The sequence below is a fragment of the Achromobacter sp. T5-5 genome (assembly GCF_055397965.1).
In genome coordinates this window covers 4,521,182-4,539,886 of sequence record NZ_AP027919.1, presented here as the reverse complement: position 1 = coordinate 4,539,886, position 18,705 = coordinate 4,521,182, and the positions used below count along the sequence as shown (strand labels likewise).

Annotated in this window: 20 protein-coding genes; 17 read left to right on the top strand and 3 right to left on the bottom strand. The window is 65.0% G+C overall.

From position 1 onward, the window contains the following. Positions 1–136: 136 nt before the first annotated feature. The 13 genes from ACZ50Q_RS20595 to ACZ50Q_RS20535 all read left to right on the top strand — a co-directional run bounded on the left by ACZ50Q_RS20595 (position 137) and on the right by ACZ50Q_RS20535 (position 11,061). Entirely contained in the window at positions 137–739 is a 603-nt protein-coding gene (locus tag ACZ50Q_RS20595; protein WP_076519742.1) for a DUF2889 domain-containing protein, read from the top strand. A gap of 10 nt (positions 740–749) precedes the next feature. Continuing rightward, complete coding sequence (gene sucC / locus ACZ50Q_RS20590; RefSeq protein WP_076519743.1) at positions 750–1,910, top strand: ADP-forming succinate--CoA ligase subunit beta; 1,161 nt, start codon at positions 750–752, stop codon at positions 1,908–1,910. 21 nt (positions 1,911–1,931) lie between these two features. Continuing rightward, on the top strand, positions 1,932–2,813 hold the full coding sequence (sucD, locus tag ACZ50Q_RS20585) for a succinate--CoA ligase subunit alpha (protein ID WP_076519744.1): 882 nt from the start codon (positions 1,932–1,934) through the stop codon (positions 2,811–2,813). 264 nt (positions 2,814–3,077) lie between these two features. Further along, positions 3,078–3,776 (top strand): TerC family protein, encoded by a 699-nt coding sequence (locus tag ACZ50Q_RS20580; RefSeq protein WP_076519745.1) that lies wholly within the window; start codon positions 3,078–3,080, stop codon positions 3,774–3,776. A 113-nt stretch (positions 3,777–3,889) separates the two neighbouring features. After that, complete coding sequence (locus tag ACZ50Q_RS20575) at positions 3,890–4,609, top strand: TerC family protein (RefSeq protein ID WP_092581674.1); 720 nt, start codon at positions 3,890–3,892, stop codon at positions 4,607–4,609. Next, on the top strand, positions 4,596–4,718 hold the full coding sequence (locus tag ACZ50Q_RS20570) for a hypothetical protein (protein ID WP_042792647.1): 123 nt from the start codon (positions 4,596–4,598) through the stop codon (positions 4,716–4,718). The genes ACZ50Q_RS20575 and ACZ50Q_RS20570 overlap by 14 nt, the downstream gene beginning before the upstream one ends. A 9-nt stretch (positions 4,719–4,727) precedes the next feature. Next, positions 4,728–5,672 carry a hydroxymethylbilane synthase gene (gene hemC / locus ACZ50Q_RS20565; protein ID WP_464079419.1) on the top strand — a complete coding sequence of 315 codons (945 nt, stop codon included), beginning with the start codon at positions 4,728–4,730 and terminating at the stop codon, positions 5,670–5,672. Continuing rightward, positions 5,672–6,490 (top strand): uroporphyrinogen-III synthase, encoded by an 819-nt coding sequence (locus ACZ50Q_RS20560; protein WP_464079418.1) that lies wholly within the window; start codon positions 5,672–5,674, stop codon positions 6,488–6,490. The genes hemC and ACZ50Q_RS20560 overlap by 1 nt, the downstream gene beginning before the upstream one ends. Positions 6,491–6,527: 37 nt before the next feature. Beyond that, positions 6,528–7,718: a uroporphyrinogen-III C-methyltransferase gene (locus tag ACZ50Q_RS20555; RefSeq protein ID WP_076521984.1), complete on the top strand. Its 1,191-nt coding sequence runs from the start codon at positions 6,528–6,530 to the stop codon at positions 7,716–7,718. 5 nt (positions 7,719–7,723) lie between these two features. After that, entirely contained in the window at positions 7,724–9,346 is a 1,623-nt protein-coding gene (locus tag ACZ50Q_RS20550) for a heme biosynthesis HemY N-terminal domain-containing protein (RefSeq protein WP_464079417.1), read from the top strand. Between the two features lie 29 nt (positions 9,347–9,375). Beyond that, entirely contained in the window at positions 9,376–9,906 is a 531-nt protein-coding gene (ppa, locus tag ACZ50Q_RS20545; protein WP_076519750.1) for an inorganic diphosphatase, read from the top strand. A 287-nt stretch (positions 9,907–10,193) separates the two neighbouring features. Then, complete coding sequence (locus ACZ50Q_RS20540) at positions 10,194–10,889, top strand: fumarylacetoacetate hydrolase family protein (protein ID WP_092581671.1); 696 nt, start codon at positions 10,194–10,196, stop codon at positions 10,887–10,889. Between the two features lie 40 nt (positions 10,890–10,929). Then, a complete protein-coding gene (locus ACZ50Q_RS20535; RefSeq protein WP_008164311.1) occupies positions 10,930–11,061 on the top strand; it encodes an entericidin A/B family lipoprotein in 132 nt (43 codons plus the stop codon). A gap of 84 nt (positions 11,062–11,145) precedes the next feature. On the opposite strand, the gene ACZ50Q_RS20530 is transcribed toward ACZ50Q_RS20535, so the two are convergent. The 3 genes from ACZ50Q_RS20530 to ACZ50Q_RS20520 are packed head-to-tail and all read right to left on the bottom strand — an operon-like array spanning position 11,146 to position 13,831. Then, positions 11,146–12,852: a PhoH family protein gene (locus ACZ50Q_RS20530; RefSeq protein ID WP_464079416.1), complete on the bottom strand. Its 1,707-nt coding sequence runs from the start codon at positions 12,850–12,852 to the stop codon at positions 11,146–11,148. Positions 12,853–12,908: 56 nt separating this feature from the next. Further along, positions 12,909–13,373 carry a peroxiredoxin gene (locus tag ACZ50Q_RS20525; protein WP_076519753.1) on the bottom strand — a complete coding sequence of 155 codons (465 nt, stop codon included), beginning with the start codon at positions 13,371–13,373 and terminating at the stop codon, positions 12,909–12,911. After that, complete coding sequence (locus ACZ50Q_RS20520) at positions 13,370–13,831, bottom strand: Mth938-like domain-containing protein (RefSeq protein WP_076519754.1); 462 nt, start codon at positions 13,829–13,831, stop codon at positions 13,370–13,372. Before ACZ50Q_RS20520 ends, ACZ50Q_RS20525 begins: the two co-directional genes overlap by 4 nt. 233 nt (positions 13,832–14,064) lie before the next feature. Here ACZ50Q_RS20520 and alaC point away from each other — a divergent pair, with 233 nt between their 5' ends. From alaC to ACZ50Q_RS20500, 4 genes are all read left to right on the top strand, one after another. Then, entirely contained in the window at positions 14,065–15,252 is a 1,188-nt protein-coding gene (alaC, locus tag ACZ50Q_RS20515; protein ID WP_175493234.1) for an alanine transaminase, read from the top strand. 167 nt (positions 15,253–15,419) lie between these two features. Then, entirely contained in the window at positions 15,420–16,724 is a 1,305-nt protein-coding gene (locus ACZ50Q_RS20510; protein ID WP_076519756.1) for a homoserine dehydrogenase, read from the top strand. 111 nt (positions 16,725–16,835) lie between these two features. Further along, on the top strand, positions 16,836–18,245 hold the full coding sequence (gene thrC, locus ACZ50Q_RS20505; protein ID WP_464079415.1) for a threonine synthase: 1,410 nt from the start codon (positions 16,836–16,838) through the stop codon (positions 18,243–18,245). 179 nt (positions 18,246–18,424) lie between these two features. Continuing rightward, the gene (locus tag ACZ50Q_RS20500; RefSeq protein ID WP_056567306.1) at positions 18,425–18,646 is read left to right on the top strand and encodes a YgdI/YgdR family lipoprotein; all 222 of its coding nucleotides are present in this window, start codon (positions 18,425–18,427) and stop codon (positions 18,644–18,646) included. Positions 18,647–18,705: the final 59 nt, after the last annotated feature.

Genomic DNA, 18,705 nt, shown 5'->3' with positions numbered 1-18,705 from the left:
GAACCGTATCCGGGCCGCCAGGAAACACCGGCCGGCCAATTAATACGATTGTTGCGTGGCGGCCTGCGCTATACTTTGAAGGTTTTGTTGCCGCGCACCATTTGCGCAGGCCATCTTTGCCCCGCAGGCCCCACGCATGCCCTTGCCACCGCCGGATTGTCCTCGCCAACCGCTGCATACGCGTTCCATACGTGTGCAGTCGTACGCGCGCGATGACGGCAACTGGGATCTGGAAGCCGAGCTTATCGACGTCAAGGCGTACGATTTTCCCAAGCGCGACGGCGAGATGTTCAAGGCCGGGCAACCCATCCACCACATGCTCCTGCGCATCACTATCGACGAGGAATTCTCGATCGTGGCGGCCCAGGCCGTCTATGACGCGGCGCCTTATGGCGAGCATTGCAAGGCCATCGAGCCGGCGTACACTGACCTGATCGGCATGAACCTCCTCAAGGGGTTCCGTCGCCAGGTCAAGGAGCGGTTCGGGCATGTGGAAGGCTGTACGCACATGACCGAACTGTCGCAGGTGCTTCCCACCGCGGCGGTCCAGACCATGGCCAACCGCCGGCGGCAGGAAATCAACCCGAACCGGCGTCCATTCCAACTGGACGGCTGCCATGCGCTCAGCACTGGCGGCCCTGTGGTGGCTGAGCATTATCCCGAGTGGTACACCGGGGGTAGCGCTGAGGCATCGGCCGAGTCGTCCTCCGATTCACCTTCTTTTTCTCATACGTCCTGACAGGTAACACATGAAAATCCACGAGTATCAAGGCAAGGAACTGCTGAAGCAATTTGGCGTCCCCGTGCCGCGCGGGATCCCCGCTCTTTCCGTCGACGAGGCCGTGGCTGCCGCTGAAAAGCTGGGTGGACCGGTCTGGGTCGTCAAGGCACAGATCCACGCTGGCGGCCGCGGCAAGGGCGGCGGCGTCAAGCTGGCCCGCTCGCTGGATGACGTCCGCAAGCTGGCATCCGAAATCCTGGGCATGCAGCTGATCACGCACCAGACCGGCCCCGAAGGCCAGAAGGTCCGTCGCCTGTACATCGAAGACGGCGCCGACATCCAGAAGGAATACTACGTTTCGCTGGTCACCGACCGCGCCACGCAGAAGGTCGCCTTCATCGCCTCCAGCGAAGGCGGCATGGACATCGAGGAAGTGGCTCACTCCACCCCCGAAAAGATCATCACCGAATACATCGACCCGCTGACCGGCCTGTCCGCCGAGCAAGCCACCAAGATCGCCAACGCGATCGGCCTGCCCGCCGACTCGACCGCCCAAGCCGTGGACGTGTTCCAGAAGCTCTACAAGTGCTACATGGACACCGACGCCTCCCTGGTCGAAATCAACCCCCTGAACCGCGACAGCAAGGGCAACATCATCGCCCTGGACGCCAAGTTCAACTTCGACTCCAACGCCCTGTTCCGTCACCCGGAAATCGTCGCCTACCGCGACCTGGACGAAGAAGATCCCGCTGAAATCGAAGCCAGCAAGTTCGACCTGGCCTACATCCAGCTCGACGGCAACATCGGCTGCCTGGTGAACGGCGCCGGCCTGGCCATGGCCACCATGGACACCATCAAGCTGTTCGGCGGCGAGCCGGCCAACTTCCTGGACGTCGGCGGCGGCGCCACGGCCGAGAAGGTCACCGAAGCCTTCAAGATCATGCTGGCCAACAAGAGCGTCAAGGCCATCCTGGTCAACATCTTCGGCGGCATCATGCGCTGCGACGTCATCGCCGAAGGCGTGATCACCGCGTGCAAGGCCGTGAACCTGAACGTGCCGCTGGTCGTTCGCATGAAGGGCACGAACGAAGAACTCGGCAAGAAGATGCTGGCCGATTCGGGCCTGCCGATCATCAGCGCCGACACGATGGCCGAAGCCGCCACCCGCGTCGTAGCCGCCGTCAAGTAAAGAGAAAATCAAGGATTCACAATGTCGATTCTGATCAACAAGGACACCAAGGTCATCACCCAGGGCATCACGGGCAAGACGGGCCAGTTCCACACCCGCATGTGCCGTGAGTACGCCAATGGCAAGGCCGCCTTCGTGGCCGGCGTGAACCCCAAGAAGGCGGGTGAAGACTTCGAAGGCGTGCCGATCTTCGCGTCGGTCAAGGAAGCCAAGGCCGACACCGGCGCCACCGTGTCCGTCATCTACGTGCCGCCCGCGGGCGCTGCTGCCGCCATCTGGGAAGCTGTCGAAGCCGAACTGGACCTGGTGATCTGCATCACCGAAGGCATTCCCGTCCGCGACATGCTGGAAGTCAAGAACCGCATGAAGGCCAAGGGCAGCAAGACGCTGCTGCTGGGCCCGAACTGCCCGGGTCTGATCACCCCCGACGAAATCAAGATCGGCATCATGCCGGGTCACATCCACCGCAAGGGCCGCATCGGCATCGTCAGCCGTTCGGGCACCCTGACGTACGAAGCCGTGGCGCAAGTCACCGAACTGGGCCTGGGTCAATCCAGCGCTGTCGGTATCGGCGGCGACCCCATCAACGGCCTGAAGCACGTCGACGTGCTCAAGCTGTTCAATGACGATCCCGACACCGACGCCGTCATCATGATCGGCGAAATCGGCGGCCCGGACGAAGTCAACGCCGCCGAGTGGGCCAAGGACAACATGAAGAAGCCGGTCGTCGGCTTTATCGCTGGCGTCACCGCGCCTCCCGGAAAGCGCATGGGCCACGCCGGCGCGCTGATCTCCGGCGGCGCCGACACGGCCGACGCCAAGCTGGAAGTCATGGAAGCCTGCGGCATCCGCACCACGCGCAACCCCTCCGAAATGGGCAAGCTGCTCAAGTCGGTGCTGTAAGTTTCAGCATTGCGCTGCAAAAAGCCCGCTTCGGCGGGCTTTTTTTCGTCTGGATTTTTTAGCTTTTCCTAGGGTAATCCCGCGTCCAGGACGCGGTCGGGCCAATCATACGGAAAGCTGAACGAAACTATAATGAAAGAAATTTCGCACGTACCCAGCAAGAATGCCGTCGGGCTCGCACCAAGACGGTCAGTACGTTGTTTTCTTCATTTCATCCATTAATTTGGTTTTGTCCTAGGGGGATCACACCTAGGAAAGAGAGGCATGGAACTCAGTTCAGCGGCATTCTGGATCGCGTTGCTCCAGATCATTTGGGTCAACATTCTGCTATCAGGCGACAACGCCGTGGTTATTGCGCTGGCGGCGCGTTCACTGCCTCCGGCGCAACAGAAAAAAGCGATCGTGGTCGGTTCCGCCGCAGCGATCATCATGCGTATCGTGCTCACGCTCGTCGCGGCCAAGCTGTTGCTGCTGCCGTGGCTCAAGCTGATCGGCGCGCTGCTCCTGGTCTATATTGGCGTGACCTTGCTGCTGCCCGAAGGAGAAGAAGACGGTGCCGGCAAGTCGCATGGCAACCTGCTCACCGCCATCCGCACCATCATGATCGCCGACCTGGTCATGAGCCTGGACAACGTGGTGGCAGTGGCCGCCGCGGCAATGGGTGACACGACCTTGCTCGTGCTTGGTTTGGCAATCAGCATTCCCCTGGTTATCTTTGGCAGCACGTTGCTCTTGAAAGTCATTGAACGCTTCCCGCTCATCGTCTGGGTCGGCGCGGCGCTGCTGGGCTTCATTGCAGGCGAACTGCTGGTGGGCGATCCCGCATTGCAGGAACCCGTGGCGCGCATCGATGCCGCGTTGGGTGTGACACAGCACAGTTTCGCGCTGATGTCGGGCGCATTGGGTGCGGTGATGGTCCTGTTGATTGGTAAAGTTTTGCTGATGCGTCAGAAAGCTGACTGAAAGCTGAACTACAATAATATGTTTTTCTGAAATTTCCTGCCGTGCGCAAGCACGGCAGGAGCGGCCGGGCCGGGACCGGCCACTCTTTTTATAAATGCCTTCGGGGGTTCAAAGTGCTTGAGTTTTTCCAGACGCTGAGTTGGGCAGCGGTATTCCAGATCATCCTCATCGACATCCTGCTCGGCGGCGACAATGCCGTCGTGATCGCGCTGGCTTGTCGCAACCTGGCGCCCAAGCAGCGGATGCAAGGCATCCTGTGGGGCACCGCGGGTGCGATCCTTCTGCGTGTCGTCCTGATCGCCTTTGCCCTGACGCTCCTGTCCATCCCGTTCCTGAAGGTCGTGGGCGGCCTGTTGCTCGTCTGGATCGGCGTCAAGCTCCTCGTTCCCGAAGACGATGCCCATGGCAACGTGAAGGGCGGAACATCCATCGCCGCGGCCATCAAGACCATCATCATCGCTGACTTCGTGATGAGCCTGGACAACGTCATCGCCATTGCCGGCGCGGCCCAGAACGCCCACGCCGACCACCAGATCGGCCTGGTTGCCTTCGGCCTGATCGTCAGTGTGCCGATCATCATCTGGGGCAGCACGCTGGTGCTCAAGCTCATCGACCGCTATCCGCTGGTCGTCACGTTCGGCGCTGCGCTCCTGGGCTGGATCGCCGGCGGCATGCTGATCACCGACGTCATTGTCGAACGTCAATTCGGCGTTCAGCCGACTGCGGTTAAAATCGGCGCAGAAATCATTGGCGCCTTGCTGGTTGTTGTCCTTGGACGGTGGCTTGCAAGCCGCAAGAACGCTTCCAAGGAATCAGCACATGAGTCTGCGTAGATCCACCGATCCCCAGCAATCCGAATCGGGCCTTAGCCTTCTTCAAGGCCTGTTCGTGCTGGCCATCCTCGGGGTAGTCGCGACGGTCATCGTCTCCAACTTCGTTTGATGGCGTCACGTGTCTCTACCGCAACGCCTGGTCATCGCGACCCGCGCCAGCCGGCTTGCCCTGTGGCAAGCCGAGCATGTGCGCGATCGGCTGCGCACGCTGTACCCAGCGTGCGCGGTTGAACTTCTTACCCTGACGACCCGAGGCGACCAGATCCTCGACCGCACGCTGTCCAAGGTGGGCGGCAAGGGTCTGTTCGTCAAGGAACTCGAAACCGCGCTGCTCGACGGGCGCGCAGATCTCGCCGTCCACTCCCTCAAGGACGTGCCGGTTGAGCTGCATGCCCCGTTCGAGCTTTGCGCCGTCCTCGATCGCGCGGATCCGCGCGATGCCTTCGTATCCAACCGCTATGCCTCGCTGGCTGACTTGCCCGCGGGCGCCGTCGTCGGCACGTCCAGCCTGCGCCGCGAATCCCAGATCCGCGCCCGGTTCCCCGCCCTGGTGGTCAAGCCCCTGCGCGGCAACCTGGATACGCGCCTGGGCAAGCTCGACAAGGGCGACTACGACGCCATCGTGCTGGCGGCGGCGGGCCTGGACCGATTGGGCCTGGGCGAGCGCATCCGCAGCCTGCTGGACCCCGCCGACAGCCTGCCGGCCGCCGGGCAGGGCGCCTTGGGCATCGAAATCCGCGACGACCGCGACGATATGCGCGCCTGGTTGGCGCCGCTCGTCAGCCCGGACACGACCTCCTGCGTGCTGGCCGAGCGCGCCGTGTCGCGCAAGCTGGGCGGTTCGTGCCAGGTGCCCCTGGCGGCGTTCGCCCAGATTTCCGGCGACACGTTGTCGCTGCGCGCCCTGGTGGCTTCACCCGATGGCGCCCGTATCGTCCGGGCAGTCCGCACGGGTCCTGTCAGCGAGGCCGAGGCCATCGGCGAAGCTGCCGCCAACGAATTGCTGGACGGGGGCGCGCAGGCCATTCTTCGCGACTTGCTCCATCCCGACGGACCCGGCTGATGGGCCCGGCGTTTGCAGCCGCCCCTGGGCCGCGCATCGCCGTACTGACGCGGCCCGCCGGGCGCAACGAAACGCTTGCCGACCGCTTGCGCGGCGCCGGTTGGCAGGCCTCTATCCTGCCGGCCCTCGAAATCCATCCCCTGTCCATTGCGTCCGAGGACTTGCCGCGGCCTGCCGACTACGACCTGGTCGTGTTCGTCAGCGGCAATGCGGCCCGCCAGTATCTGGACCAGATCGTCCTCGTGGACGGCGCCATCGCCTGGCCTGAGCACGTGGCCGCAGCCACCGTGGGCCCCGCCAGCGCGCAGGCGCTGCGCCAGACCGGTCATTTTGGCGCGAATACAACAGTACTGCACCCCGACGAATCCGCGCCCAGCCACGATTCCGAAGCCCTGTGGCGCGTGCTGCAGGCGCAGCCGAGCCTGCCCGCCCGCGTGCTGCTGGTGCGCGGCACCCAGGGCCGCGACTGGCTGGGCGACACGCTCCAGGCGCATGGCGTCAGCGTCACGCGCCATGCCGCGTACCAGCGGCGGCCGGCCGCATGGACGCCCGCCCAGCTTGACGCCCTGCGCCACTGGGCGGATGCGGGCGTCGCCGTCACCTGGCTGGTCACCAGCGGGGAGGGCGCCGATGCCATCCGCGGCCAGCTCGACTCCGCGGGTCTTGCCGACTGGTGGGGGCGCTGCCGTTTCGTGCTGACGCATCCCTCGCTGGCGCGGCGCGTGCCGCAGGCGGGCGATGGCGCGGGCGGTCCGGCGATGGTAAAAATCTGCTTGCCCAACGACGAGTCGATATTCCAGGCTTTTGTTGCTGCTTGATTCGTTGGTTCGGACTGACACCGAATACAATCGCGTCATGACAGACAAGACTCCCGCTACCGATCCGGCCGTTCATCCGGCCGCCCCGGACGCAAGCGCGTCCGCATCGGCCCCGGCCGACTCCGTCAAGGCCCGTCCGGCCAAGCGCCGCAGTGGCCCGATGGTCACCGCCCTGATAATCGTCATCCTGCTGGCCGTGGGCCTTGGGTATGCGTTGTGGAAGCAGCGCACCCAGTTCGTATCCGCCGGCCGCGAAGTGGCCACCCGCATCGACACGTTGAGCGCTGACGTGGCCCAAGCCCGCAAGGACACCCGCGAAGCCCTCGCCCTTGCGCAGGCGCAGGCGGGGCGCGTGGCGGAACTCGAAGACACCCTGCGCGAAACGCAAAGCCAGTACAACGCCCTGCAGCAGGCCTGGCAGAACTTCAACGACAGCGCCAGCGACGAGCTGCTGGCCAACGATGTCGAGCGCCTGCTGACCATCGCCAACCAGCAACTGCGCCTGGCGGGCAACGTTTCCAACGCCATCGTTGCCCTGGAAACCGCCCAGTCTCGACTGGCGCGCGCGGACCGTCCGCGGTTCTCCAGCCTGCAGCAATCCATCAACGGCGACCTGGACCGCCTGCGCGCCGTGTCCACCGTGGACATCCCGGCGCAATCCGCGCGCATCGAACGGCTGGTTGCCCTGGTCGGCAAGGCGCCGCTGCTGGTGCCCGATGCCGTGTCCCCGGGCGTGGCGCCGGTTGGCCAGGCCCAACCGCCTGCGCCGGCCCCCGCCGTCGATCCCCAGGCCGACCTGCCTGCCGATGCGCCCTGGTGGCAGCGCTGGCGCGCCGAGGTGGCCTCCTGGCCCGGCCGCGCGGGGTCCGCGCTGGCCCATGAACTCGGCGGGCTCATTACCATCCAGCGCGTGGACGAGCCGGCCGCGCTGCTGCTGTCGCCCGAACAGGCCGACCAGGTGCGCGGCACGCTGCGCCAGCGCCTGCTGACGGCGCAACTGGCCATGCTGATGCGCCAGCCCTCGGTCTGGAAGAGCGAACTCGACAACGTCGGCTCCACGCTCTCCAAGTATTTCGATGGCCGCTCGCCCGACACCGTCGCCGCCCAGAACCTGGCGCGCGAACTGGCCCAGACCGACATCGCCGTGCGCATGCCGGACGTGGCGGACAGCCTGAACGCCGTGGCCGCCTTGCGGGCCGCCGGCTTCAAGACCAGCGATCAGGACTGAGGCTTATGCGTACCTGGTTCTGGACCCTTCTGCTCGCCGTCGTCGCCGTCGCCCTGGCGGTGGTGCTGCGTTCGCATTCGGGCAACGTGCTGTTGCTGGTGTGGCCGTGGCGCATCGACATGTCGCTGACGCTCGCTGTCCTGCTCATCGTCGCGACCTTCGTCATCCTGTACGTGGGCTTGCGCCTGCTGGCCTGGCTGCTCGCCATCCCGGACCGTGTCCGGGCCTGGCGCGGCAAGCGTGCGCAGGCGCGCGACCACGAATTGCTCGAACGCGGCTGGATCGGCCTGCTCGAAGGCCGCTACACCCACGCCGAAAAAGACCTGACCAAGCTGCTGGACCAGACCAAGGTGCGCACGCGCCGCGTTCTGGCGGCCTTGTCGGCGGGCCGCGCCGCCCACGGCCTGGGCGAATTCGACCGGCGCGACCGCCTGCTGGCCACCGCCCAGGAGCAGGCCGGCACGGATCCCGGCTTGGTCGAAGCCACGGCCACGGTGTCGGCCGACATGCTGCTCGACCAGGGCCGCGCCGAACGGGCGTTGACCGTGCTGGCGCCCCTGGCCGACGGCGGCGCACGCCACCTGCACACGATGCGCCTGCTGCTGCGGGCGCATACCGCGCTGAATCACCCCGAACAGGTCTTCACGTTGGCGCGCGGGCTCCTGCGCCGCAACGCGATGGGCCGCCACGAAGCCGATCTCCTGATCGACGCCGCCGGGTCCGCGCGCCTGCGCGCCGCCGCGGGCAGCGATGCCTGGCGCGCCATCTGGAAAGACCTGAAGGCCGAGGAACGCCTGTTGCCCGAGATCGCCCTGGCGGGCGCGGCGGCGTTCGAAGCCGCGGGCGAAGCCAACGAAGCGGCCCGCGTCCTGGAATCGGCCGTCGCGGTCAAATTCAATCCCGCCCTGGTGGCTGCCTACGCGCGCTGCGAAGTCGAGCAGGTGTCGCGGCGCCTTGCCAAGGCCGAGACCTGGCTGCAGCAGCGTCCGACCGATCCCGATCTGCTGACCGCCCTGGGCATGCTCTGCCTGAACGGACAGCTCTGGGGTCAGGCCGAACGCTACCTGCTGCGCAGCCTCGCGCGGCGCAGCGATGCGCAGACGCACGCGTTGCTCGGCAGTCTTTATGATCGGCTCGACCGTCCGGCCGATGCGGTCCGCCACTGGCGCCTGGCAACGGCCGCCAGCATGGCCCTGCCGGTGCTGGCCTCGGACGCGGCGCTGCCTGCCGCCGATACGGGTTCGGATCCCTACCGCGTGGATGCCGAAGGCGGCTATGCCGTGGGCCTGTCCGATACGGACACCGATGCGGACGTCGGCGGCGACTACCCGTCCCTGCCGCCGGCCGTCGCGGCGTCCGCCTCCGACTACGTGCTGGACCCGGACGCGCGCGTCAGCAACGCGCAGCGCGACCGCGCCCTGGCCCCCGAGGACGCCCCGCTGGCCCGCGGCACGTCCGACATCGAAGAGTATTTCGACAGCGCCCCGATTCCCGCGGCCGCTTTCGATGAGCCGGTGCCCACGTACTCGCCCGCGCCGGCCCCTGCGGCGCCCGCTCCCAAGCCCACGCCGCCCGCGGCGCCCGTGCCGACCACCAAGCCGCCGTTCAAGGACGACGGCTCGATTTGAATATCCTTTCAGACAAACAAGGTTGAACCATGAGTCTTGATCGCGTCTCCCCTGGCAAGAAGCTGCCGGAAGACTTCAACGTCATCATCGAAATCCCCATGAACGCCGACCCGGTGAAGTACGAGGTCGACAAGGATTCCGGTGCGATCTTCGTTGACCGCTTCATGCTGACGGCCATGCACTACCCGTGCAACTACGGCTACATTCCCCAGACCCTGTCCGAAGACGGCGACCCCGCCGACGTGCTGGTCCTGACCCCGTTCCCCATCCAGATCGGCGCCGTCGTGCGCTGCCGCGCCATCGGCGTGCTGGAAATGGACGATGAGTCGGGTGGCGACGCCAAGCTGCTGGCCGTGCCGATCGAAAAGCTGTACCCCCCGTACCGCAACATCAAGTCCTATGAAGATCTGCCGGCGGAAGACATCTCCCGCATCCAGCACTTCTTCGAGCACTACAAGGACCTGGAAAAGGGCAAGTGGGTCAAGGTCAAGGGCTGGAAGGGCGTCGATGCCGCGCACGAGGAAATCGTGCGCAGCGCCGAGCGCTACGCGAAGGGCTGATCGTGATCGGGCCGTGCCGGTATTGCGCCGGCCGGCCATGCGAAGCGGCGCGGCCGCGACGGCTGCGCGCCGGTCGCCGCCGCGCCGTTGTGTTGTGGGCGCCGACCTCATCCGGTCCGCGCACGCGGCGCAGAAAGGGATACACTCGCGAGTGCTTTTCAAACGCCCGGCCGCCCAAGAACAACAACGCCCCTATCGCGGGGTGACAGGGCATGCCAAGCGCGCGGCGTCGGGGTAACATGTTTCGCCGGTTTTCCGGTCACGTATTTGTCATAGGTTGATAGCTCATGGACTACGTTTTACCTCCCCAGCCCCCCGTCGCGGTTCCCGTTGCCGGCAGCGCTGCGCTGTTCCCCGTGCGTCGCGTCTACTGCGTGGGCCGCAACTACGCCGAGCATGCCAAGGAAATGGGATTCACCGGCCGCGAGGACCCGTTCTTCTTCTGCAAGCCCGCCGACGCCGTGTTGTTCGTGGCCGACGGCGAGACCGGCAAGATGCCGTATCCGCCCAAGACCTCCAACCTGCACTACGAGATGGAACTGGTCGTGGTGCTGGGCAAGGGTGGCCGCGACATCCCCGTCGAGCAGGCCAATGAATGCGTGTGGGGCTACGCGCTGGGCCTGGACATGACCCGCCGCGACCTGCAAGGTGAAATGAAGAAGCAGGGCCGTCCCTGGGAAATCGGCAAGGCGTTCGACCAATCCGCGCCGCTGGGCCCCATCCATCCGCGCAGCGTCGTCGGCACGCTCGACAAGGGCGCCATCTGGCTGGACGTCAACGGCGAGCGCAAGCAGTCCAGCGATATTTCGCAGATGCTGTGGAACGTGCCGGAAAGCATTTCGTACCTGTCGGGCCTGTTCGAGCTGCAGCCCGGCGACATCATCTTCACCGGCACGCCCGAAGGCGTGGGCGCCGTGCGCCAGGGTGACGTGATCACGGGCGGCGTCGAGGGGCTGGGCGAACTGCGCGTGCAGATCGCCTAGGGCCGGGCGTCTTCATTTTTTTTCATTCAGGAGCTACAGCATGCGCGGCAAGATCGTGCTGACTGCCTTTGTCGTGTTCGGCTTCGTGCTGGCCGGTTGCAATACCGTGGCCGGCATGGGCAAGGACATGTCCCGGGCGGGCAATGCCATCACCAACGCGGCCGACAAATAATCGGCTCGCCGCGGTAAGAAAAAGCCCCTTGAGCGATCAAGGGGCTTTTTCGTTGCCGAAGCGATGACGGGTGCGGGCCTGGACCTACAGCACGTCGCCCGCGTAGTCGGCCAGGCGAGACCGTTCGCCGCGCTGCAGCGTGACGTGGCCCGAGTGCGGCCAGCCCTTGAAGCGGTCGACGACGAACGTCAGGCCCGAGCTGCCTTCCGTCAGATAGGGCGTATCGATCTGGGCGATGTTGCCCAGGCAGATCACCTTGGTGCCGGGGCCCGCGCGGGTCACCAGCGTCTTCATCTGCTTGGGCGTCAGGTTCTGCGCCTCGTCGATGATCAGGTACTTGTTCAGGAAGGTGCGGCCGCGCATGAAGTTCAGGGATTTCACCTTGATGCGCGAGCGGATCAGGTCCATGGTGGCCGCGCGGCCCCAGTCCCCGTTGCCTTCGCCGTCGCCCATGTTCAGCACGTCCAGGTTGTCTTCCAGCGCGCCCATCCAGGGCAGCATCTTTTCTTCTTCGGTGCCGGGCAGGAAACCGATGTCTTCACCGACAGGCACCGTGACGCGCGTCATGATGATCTCGGTGTAGCGCTTGGTCTCCAGCACCTGCGTGATGCCCGCCGCCAGCGCCAGCAGCGTCTTGCCCGTGCCGGCCTGGCCCAGCAGCGACACGAAATCGCACTCCGGGTTCATCAGCAGGTTCATGGCGAAGTTCTGCTCGCGGTTGCGCGCCGTGATGCCCCAGACATTGTTCTTGCCGTGGGTGTAATCGCGCAGCGTGGCCAGCACCGCCATCTTGCCGCTCACTTCGCGCACCTGCGCGTACAGCGGCATCTGGCCTTCGAAATAGACGAACTGGTTGACCACGAACTGTGAACACAGCGGGCCGTGGATGCGGTAGAAGGTGGTGCCGCCCTGTTGCCAGGATTCGACGTCCTTGCCGTGCTTGTTCCAGAAGTCCTCGGGCAGTTGCATCACGCCCGAATACATCAGGTCCGAGTCTTCCAGCACATGGTCGTTGAAGTAGTCTTCGGCGGCCATGCCCAGCGCGCGGGCCTTCAGGCGCATGTTGATGTCCTTGGACACCAGCACCACTTCGCGCTGCGGGTATTTTTCCTGCAGCGCGCGCACCACGCCGAGGATCTGGTTGTCGGCCTTGCCCATCGGCAGATCCGAGGGCAGGGTGCTGTGGATGGCCGTGGTCTGGAACATCAGGCGCCCGGTGGCGTCCTTGTTGCCCAGCTTGGCCAGCTCCAGGCCTTCGTCCAGGTGCGTGGCGTCCTGCACCAGCGAGTCCAGGGACCGGCTGACCTGGCGCGCATTGCGCGCCACTTCGGACATGCCCTTTTTCTGGTGGTCCAGCTCTTCCAGCGTCATCATCGGCAGGAAGATGTCGTGTTCCTCGAAGCGGAACAGCGAGCTGGGGTCGTGCAGCAGCACGTTCGTGTCCAGCACGAACAGCTTGCGCGGGGCGTTCTCGGCGCGGGCCTTGCCGCGCTTGGCGGGCGCCGGCGCGGTCTTGGCCTGTTGGCGGGCGGGCGCGCGCGCGGCCGGCGTGGCCGGCGCGGGCGGCGGCACCTCGCGAGCGGGGGATGGCGCGTGGGCCTTGCGCGCCGGCGCGGCCATGCCATCAAGTTCTGGCTGGACCAGCAGTTCGTCCTCGTCTTCGGCGAGGGCGGCCTGGGTGTTGGACCGCGCAGCGGCAGTCTTGGTGGTGCGGGCCTGCGCCCGGGCGGAGTCGCCCGAGGGGAAGGTCAGGATGGCTGCGGGGCGGGTAGGCAACTTCGGAAGCGGCATATGCGTCACTCTCCTGTTTGGGCCGGCTATAGCGCCTGACGGGTATTCCTGTGCGGCTAACCGATGCTTTTGGCGGCTTGCAGGACTTCCTTGGCGTGGCCCGGGACCTTCACCCCGCGCCACTCCTGCACCAGCACGCCATAGGCATCGATCAAGAAGGTGCTGCGTTCGATGCCGCGCACCTGCTTTCCATACATGTTCTTTTGCTTGATGACGCCGAACAGATTGCAGACGGTTTCGTCGGCGTCGGAGATGAGAGGGAAGGGAAGCTCGTACTTGGCCTTGAAATTCTCGTGCGACTTCAGCGAGTCGCGCGAGATGCCGATCACGATCGCGCTGGCCGCCAGGAACTCGGCGTGCAGGTCGCGGAAGTCCTGGCTCTCGGTGGTGCAGCCGGGCGTGTTGTCCTTGGGGTAGAAATACAGGATTACCGCCCGCCCCTGGCACTGCTCAAGGCTGATGGGGCCTATGGTGCTTTCGGCGGTGAACAGCGGGGCGGGTTTGCCTATGCTCGGCGTCATTGACTGGTTGCTCCATTGGGAGGGATGAGGGCGACGACCACGCGCCGGCCCTCAGCCATCAGGATGTTGTAGGTGCGCGAGGCGGCGTGGGTATCCATCGTTTCCACGCCGATGCCCACGGCCAATAGGGGACGTAATACTTCGGGACGCAGGAACCGTTGCTTGCCGCCGGTGCCCACCAGCAGGACCTCGGGCGCATTGGCCGGTCGGCTGGGCGAGGATTCCGGGGCGTCCAGGAAATCCATGGGGTCGCGGGCGGGCTCGGACAATCCGGCTGCCTGGAGCAAGAGGGAGGAGGTGATGTCGGCCGGCGACTCAACGGGCCAGACGGTAACTTCGCCTTCGGGGCCAAACGCGACCGACGAAGAAAAACGTACCTGGTTGACCTCGATGTAGCCATCGCCATAAGCGGTGACAGTGTTAAGAGCGGCCGTCGCAGGATCGGTATGCAGCTTCAATAAGAACTCCGGCTTTACGTGCTTGATAATAGCGCATAGGACACGCCGCATGTTGCAACGTATCCACGAGGGGAAAGTGGCTTTTTTTGCCTCATTTGCCGCCCGGGCGTCGTTGCGCTAGATTACAGGGTTTTGCTGCGCTGCAAACGTGTGCCGGCGCGGCTTTGAGCCCCTTTCCCTTCGCGCGACCGCGCCCTGGTCTTTTTGCCTTTTCGCCCCTAAGGATTCCCATCATGAGGAAGTTCTCTCGCATCGAGCGTTTGCCCCCGTACGTTTTCAACATCACCGGCGAGCTCAAGATGGCGGCGCGTCGGCGCGGCGAAGATATCATCGACATGTCGATGGGCAATCCGGACGGCGCAACGCCCAAGCACATCGTGGACAAGATGGTGGAGGCGACCTGCCGCCCCACCACGCATGGCTATTCCGTTTCCAAGGGCATTCCGCGCCTGCGCAAGGCGATCTGTGACTGGTACCAGCGTCGCTACGCAGTCGAATTCGATCCGGATTCCGAAGCCATCGTCACCATCGGTTCGAAAGAGGGCCTGGCCCACTTGATGCTGGCCACGCTGGATCGCGGCGACACCGTGCTGGTGCCCAACCCCAGCTACCCGATTCACATCTACGGCGCGGTCATCGCGGGCGCCAACATCCGCTCCGTGCGCATGACGCCGGGCGTGGATTTCTTCGAGGAACTGGAACGCGCCGTGCGCGAATCCATCCCGAAGCCCAAGATGATGGTGCTGGGCTTTCCCAGCAACCCTACCGCGCAATGCGTGGACCTGTCGTTCTTCGAACGCGTGGTGGCGCTGGCCAAGGAACACGACATCCTCGTCGTGCATGACCTGGCCTATGCCGACATCACCTTCGACGGCTACGTGGCGCCCTCCATCATGCAGGTTCCCGGCGCGCGCGATGTCGCGGTCGAGTTCTTCACGATGAGCAAGAGCTACAACATGGCGGGCTGGCGCATCGGCTACATGGTCGGCAACCGCGAGCTCGTCAACGCGCTCGCGCGCATCAAGAGTTATCACGACTACGGCACGTTCACGCCGATCCAGGTGGCTTCCATCGCCGCGCTGGACGGTCCGCAGGACTGCGTGAACGAAATCGTGGCGCAGTACCAGAGCCGCCGCGACGTGCTCGCGCGCGGCCTGCACGAAGCAGGTTGGAATGTGGAGATTCCCAAGGCGTCCATGTACATCTGGGCGCAGATCCCCGAACCCTACCGGGCGATGGGCTCTTTGGAATTTGCCAAGCGTGTCCTGTCGGATGCGAAAGTGGCCGTTTCCCCCGGGATCGGCTTCGGCGAGTATGGCGACGATTACGTGCGCTTCGCGCTCATCGAAAACGAGCAGCGCACCCGCCAGGCGGTGCGCGGCATCAAAGATATGTTCCGCAAGGACGGACTGCTGAAATAGGGCCCCCCCGCAGCGCTGCGCGCTTCCCCCCAAGGGGCGCCGCAGCGGACCGGCGAAGCCGGCTCCGCGCGGCCGCGCTGGGTGCTGCCAAGTAGGGTGTCCCTTGCACAGCATTATGGAGAACTGAAATGAATTCCCCTCAACGCCCGCCCGCAGAGGGCGGCGCGATGAACCCCATGAAAGTGGGCCTGCTGGGTCTTGGCGTGGTGGGTGGCGGCACGTGGACCGTGCTGTCGCGCAACGCCGAGGAAATCGCCCGCCGCGCCGGCCGCCGCATTGAAGTCACCCGCGCCGCCGTGCGCGACGTGGAGAAGGCGCGTGCCCGCGTGGGCGACTCCATCCTGGTCGATACCGACGTGCATGCGCTGGTGCGCGATCCCGAGATCGACATCGTGGTGGAACTCATCGGCGGCGATACGCTGGCGCGCGATCTGGTGCTCGAAGCCATCGCCAACGGCAAGCATGTGGTCACCGCCAACAAGGCGCTCCTGGCCAAGCACGGCAATGAGATATTCGCCGCCGCCTCCGAACGCGGCGTGATGGTGAACTTCGAAGCCGCCGTCGCCGGCGGCATCCCCATCATCAAGGCGATCCGCGAAGGCCTGACGGCCAATCGCATCCAGTGGGTTGCCGGCATCATCAACGGCACCACGAACTTCATCCTGTCCGAGATGCGTTCGCGCGGGCTGCCGTTCGCCGACGTGCTGGCCGAAGCCCAGCGCCTGGGCTACGCCGAAGCCGATCCGACCTTCGACGTGGAAGGCGTGGATGCCGCGCACAAGCTGACGCTGCTGGCCTCGCTGGCCTTTGGCGTGCCGGTGCAATTCGATCGCGCCTACATCGAGGGCATCTCTCAACTGGCCGCCGAAGACATCGAGCATGCCGAACGCCTGGGCTATCGCATCAAGCTCCTGGGCATCACCAAGCGCCGCCCCGACGGCATCGAATTGCGCGTGCATCCGGCGCTGGTGCCCGCCGAGCGCCTGCTGGCCAATGTCGAAGGCGCGATGAACGCCGTGCTGGTCAAGGGCGACGCGGTCGGCCCGACGCTGTACTACGGACAAGGCGCGGGCGAAGAACCCACCGCCTCGGCGGTCGTGGCCGACCTGGTCGACGTGACGCGCCTGCATACCGCCGATCCCGGCAACCGCGTGCCGCACCTGGCGTTCCAGCCCGATGCCATGTCGGATACGCCGATCCTGCCGATCGAACAGGTCAGCACGTCGTACTACCTGCGCCTGCGCGTGGACGACCAGCCTGGCGTGCTGGCCGACATTGCGCGCCTCCTGGCCGACCGTTCCATCTCCATCGGTTCGATGATCCAGCAGCCCTCGCACATCGGCGGCGCCGACATCATCTTCCTCACGCATGAGGCGGTGGAAGGCAACGTCAACCAGGCCATCGAGCGCATCGAATCGCTGCCCTTCGTGCGGTCCAAGGTCACGCGCCTGCGCGTGGAGAACCTGACGTGAGCAAGACCGACTCCGGAGCGCCTCTGGCGCTTTCCGCTGGGCGGTCCCCCTTCAAGGGGGCCTGCGCGCGGACCGGATCCGGCAAGGCTGGCGCATCGTGGAGCAATTGACATGAAATACATCTCGACGCGCGGCGGCATGGCCGCGCAGGAATTTTCCGACATCCTGCTCGAAGGCCTGGCGCCCGACGGCGGCCTGGCGGTGCCGCAGACGCTGCCGCAGGTATCGGCTGAAACGCTGGAATCCTGGCGCGGCCTGTCGTACGCCGACCTGGCTTTCGAGGTGCTGTCGCTGTTCGCGACGGACATCCCCGCGCAAGACCTGCGCCGCCTGACCCGCGCCGCCTACACGCCGCAGATCTTCAACAGCGAAGACATCGTCCCCCTGCGTCCGCTGGATGGCGGACTGTCGTTGCTGGGCCTGTCGGAAGGTCCGACGCTGGCCTTCAAGGACATGGCCATGCAGTTCCTCGGCCAGGTGTTCGAGTACGTGCTCGCCAAGCGCGGCACCACGCTCAACATCGTGGGCGCCACGTCCGGCGACACCGGCTCGGCGGCGGAATACGCCTTGCGCGGCAAGAAGGGCGTGGCGGTGTTCATGCTGTCGCCCCATGGCCGCATGAGCGCCTTCCAGCGCGCGCAGATGTACTCCCTGCAGGACGAGAACATCCACAACATCGCCGTGCGCGGCGTGTTCGACGAAGCGCAGGACATCGTCAAGGCGCTGGCCAGCGACCTGGCCTTCAAGACCCGTTACCGCCTGGGCGCCGTGAACTCGATCAACTGGGCGCGCATCGCCGCCCAGGTCGTGTACTACTTCCACGGCTGGCTGCGCGCCACCGAACGCGCCGGACAGCAGGTGTCGTTCGCCGTGCCGTCGGGCAACTTCGGCAACATCCTGTCGGGCCACATCGCGCGCAGCATGGGCCTGCCCATCCGCCGGCTCGTGCTGGCCACGAACGAGAACAACGTGCTGGAAGAATTCTTCCGCACCGGCGTGTATCGCCCCCGTCCGGCGGAACAGACCTACGCCACGTCCAGCCCGTCGATGGACATTTCCCGCGCCTCCAATTTCGAACGCTTCGTCTTCGACCTGGTGGGCCGCGACACGGGACGCGTGAAGGAATTGTGGACGGCGTTGGTGCGCGACGGGTCGTTCGACCTGTCCGAGCTCAAGGACCAGTTTGAATCGCGGTACGGCTTCGTGTCGGGCGCCAGCTCGCACACGGATCGTCTCGCCACGATCCGCGCCGTGTACGACGCGACCGGCGTGCTGGTCGATCCGCACACCGCCGACGGCGTGAAGGTCGCTCGCGATTTCGTCGAACCCGGCGTGCCGATGCTCGTGCTGGAAACCGCCTTGCCGGCCAAGTTCTCCGAGACCATCGAAGAGGCGCTGGGCCGTCCCGCCACCCCGCCGGGCAATCTCGCCGACCTGGAATCGTTGCCGCAGCGCGTCGAAATCATGGACTGCAATATCGAGTCTGTGCGTCGTTTCATCGAGGCCAACGCCAAGGTGTAAATCGCGCTTGCCGCATGTATTCGGTTGCAACCCCTCCCAGGCCCGCCCTGCGAGGGGTTTTTCGTTATTGGGGTCGGGGCCGATTACGTTCTTATGCATTTTGCCGACAACCCGACACGATTTCGGGGCCGGATTCCGATAGAGTGAAATCACCTATTCAACACTCGGAGAACACGACCATGAACCTGAAGACCATGACGTTGGCCCTGGTGATGACCGGAGTTGGAGTGCTGGCCGGATGCTCGTCGCCCTCGGTTATCAACCAACGCGACGGCTCTTCGACCGTAGCGCCCGATGAGCCCGAATACGACAAGAAGTCGGGAATGTACGAATACGAACAGAATGGCAAGAAGGTTCAGATCAACAAGGACGACGTGAAGTCCATCGAAGAGGTCAAGTAAGGCGCGCGGCAGCCTGATCAAACTGAACAGCCTGAAAGTAAAAAGCCCCGGCCAGTTTT